We start from the raw sequence: 3,047 nt of genomic DNA on the forward strand, positions 1-3,047 counted from the left end.
GTGCCGGCGGTAAGCGGCGGGCGGTCGTCCTCCGCGTGCTGAATGCGGTCGGTGGTAATTGTAGTGAACATTCCAGACTTCGACGGCAGTGCGCCGCTCAGCTTCGCTGGTGTACTCGCGGGAGTACAGCAGTTCTTCGGCGAGGATGCGGTTGTAGCGTTCGACCTTCCCGTTGTGTTTCGGGGTGTACGGCTTGATGCGGTAGTGCCGAGCTTCGCGGAGTGAAACGGTGAAATCTGCTGCCCGATAGCATGATCCGCTGTCGGTGATCACGCGCTCGATACGGGTGATGCCGTGTGCGGCGAAGAAGAGTCGGGCGTTGTTCATGAAATCGATGGCTGTTGCGGCGGTTTCGTTGTCGCGTGCCTCGGTGTACGCCAGGCGGGTGTTCCCGTCGATCGCGGAATGCAAATAGGTGTACCCGACCCGGGCTTGCTTGTTCTTCGTTTTCCGACGCTGCGATCGTTTGGCCTGCTCGGAGCCGCGGCCGTGGGCACGCCATCCGCCGCCGTCGGGGATCTTCCCGACTTTCTTGATGTCGACGTGGACCATCTGGCCGGGTCGTTTTGCAACGATGACCTGCGGTTTTCGGTTGGTTTCGCCGTTCGGGTCGATGAACCGGCGGCGGTGCAATCCGAGGTTCCGCAGGATTTTCGTGACGGTCCGGCGAGCAATGACCGTTCCATCCATTCGGAGTTCGAACGTGATGCGTGAGGCGGACCATTTCCGGGTTCGTCGCATCGACTCGATGTCGGCCACGACCTCCGCGGCTGTGGCGGTGGGTTGGTGTTTCGGTGCGCTGGAGCGGTCCTGTAGTCCCAGGTCACCATATTTGCGGTGACGGTTGACCCACGTGGAGGCGCATTGTCGTGAGATACCCATTTCGGCGGCGACGTGGGCGATCGGACGACTCTGGCAGCGCTCGATCAGGCGTCGTCTTCCCTCCACGGTGAGTGGAGCATTACGGTGTGTCACAGGGCTGGTCCTTCTTGGTCGAGAACGGTTATGTCGCAACTCCCATTCTTACGCCGAGGACCAGCCCGTCTACTTCAATCCCTCGTCAGCAACGTCCATACCCACAACACCTAGCGAGCACGCGGTGACCGCGAAGAAAAAGCGTACCCCCGCCAAAGCGACACACACCGCGCCGAGTCCAGAGGTCGTCGCCGCCACCGAATTCCTGCTCGGCCAACCCGACGCCCGCGCGCTTCGGCGCCGCTACCTCGAACTGATCACCCGCACCACCAGCGCCTCCGGCAAGAGGACCACCGATTACGCCGCCGCCGAACGGTACCTCCTCACCACCGCGGCCAAGCTCCGACGGACACGCCCTAACCCGCCGCCGCCAACCACAAAACAACACCACCGCAGCGACCAGCGGATTACGCTCCGCCCCAACGGTATCCGGGACAGATCCACTCACGCAGGAGTGAAAGACCGCCGGAGAAAGAGAACCATCATCACCTACCGCGTGTACACCCCCACCCGCCGCGGCACCGCCGAACGATCGACCCGAACCCAGCTGGCACCCAACCAACTCAACGATCGATTGAGACCACCCGGTCCAAAACTAGGCCACCCAACCAAGATCTGACTCCTCAAGGTCTCCCGTATCAGTTTCGGTCCTACCTGGGATGGACGGACGGCGCCACGGCACGACTCCGGCTTCGGGGCGCAGCAAGAGAAGGTCATCATTCAAATCTTTTGTCACGGTCGGACGGCCCTTGGCTCCACCCTTGAGGATCTGTCGTCGAGCTTCCTGACCAGCACCGTCGCTGTCGAGCAGGACTGAGCACGCAGGCTTGAACTGGTCTCGTCCGCGCGCCAGGTACAGCATGTAGGGCATCATCCGGAACCGAAACAACTCGACGGCCTCGTCGAGGCGGCCCGCTCACCCCGAACAGTTCGAGTCGAACAACATCTCCGTTTACTAATTGTCGTTCTGTTGCGCGGACGTTCGGGAAATGGCTGCGGGCACCGCTGGCGGTGACCATCCCGCGTTCGCGGTCGACTCCGCCGGCGAAAGCGCCGCCACGGCAGCTCCGGCGAGATCGAGTTCCGAGCTCCCTTCGTGCACCGACGCAAATGCGGTGGCCAGGGCCGCATCTATTGTGCGACTCAGTTCACGGATCAACTCCACTTCCCGGCGACTCTTCCGCATTCGCAGGAGCGCAAACATTCTTTCCGCGCTCCGTAGCTGGGCATGCGGAAGCGCGGCAGTCAGCTCTTCGTAATCTCTAGCGGGAATGTAGTCCGTTTCGACCCCAATGCTCCCGCTCTCCATACCCAGCTCACGAAGCATCTGAGCCATCACGGCCACCGCGTTCTGTTCGAACTCCTGCCACACGTAAGCATCGACGTCGGGAAGCCTGTGACGCACAGTGGTTTCTTCTATGTCGACACACAGCACTGCTGCTCGGCCGTCGGTGTTGACTGCCACGGCCGCGTGGCGCCACCGGAGCGGTTCCTGTGAGGGGACAGCAAAACCAGCCAGATACGCGAAATTCTCTGGAGATAACGCCAGTACGCCCGCCAGCCCACTTTCCGCACTGGCGTCCAACAGTCGCTCAATTACGTCTCGATTGAGATCTGCCATGATCAAGTCCTTTTCGGTATTCGCTACGCGGCCATGTGGGAACGCAATGGCTTCATAACTTGCTCGGCGAAGCGGGTCATGCTTGCAGCAGTTTCTTGAGGGGTTCCGGTGAATGAGCAAGACCATGAGTCCGCTCCAGCCGCGTGGGCCGCGGCGATTCTCTCGATCAACTCGGCAGGGGTGCCGATTGCAGCGAACTGCTGCACTGCCCAAGGTGGCACTACGATTTCAGGCCCGCCCCCCTCCACTGTGTCGATGAGTGTGTGCTCGAAACCGACGCGTTCGAGCACACTTTCGTGTGTCGTTGACATAAGATGTTTGGCGAACTGCACCGCGTGGTCGGGAATAGGCTGACCTTCGTCGAGAACCTCCGTCACCTGCCAGGCGACGTAAGTTGGCATACCCTGCAGCGCTAGCCCTTCAACTGCGTGTCGGTGCGGAGCTCAGCGGC

4 protein-coding genes are annotated in these 3,047 nt (G+C 61.4%); 1 reads left to right on the forward strand and 3 read right to left on the reverse strand.

Features of this window, described 5'->3' with window-relative positions; genetic code table 11:
• The coding region (locus tag ABT116_RS41445) for an IS481 family transposase (protein ID WP_351645440.1) at positions 1 to 975 on the reverse strand (975 nt) is incomplete at its 3' end.
• Between the two features lie 124 nt (positions 976 to 1,099).
• Between ABT116_RS41445 and ABT116_RS41450 the strand changes: the two genes are divergently transcribed.
• On the forward strand, positions 1,100 to 1,594 hold the full coding sequence (locus ABT116_RS41450) for a hypothetical protein (RefSeq protein ID WP_003941270.1): 495 nt from the start codon (positions 1,100 to 1,102) through the stop codon (positions 1,592 to 1,594).
• A gap of 336 nt (positions 1,595 to 1,930) precedes the next feature.
• Here ABT116_RS41450 and ABT116_RS41455 read toward each other — a convergent pair whose 3' ends face one another.
• Entirely contained in the window at positions 1,931 to 2,596 is a 666-nt protein-coding gene (locus ABT116_RS41455) for an aminopeptidase P family N-terminal domain-containing protein (protein ID WP_209923606.1), read from the reverse strand.
• A 23-nt stretch (positions 2,597 to 2,619) separates the two neighbouring features.
• A complete protein-coding gene (locus tag ABT116_RS41460) occupies positions 2,620 to 2,997 on the reverse strand; it encodes a hypothetical protein (protein ID WP_037129464.1) in 378 nt (125 codons plus the stop codon).
• Positions 2,998 to 3,047 lie beyond the last annotated feature (50 nt).

The sequence above is a fragment of the Streptomyces sp. NPDC002130 genome, assembly GCF_040296465.1.
Lineage (GTDB): Bacteria > Actinomycetota > Actinomycetes > Streptomycetales > Streptomycetaceae > Streptomyces.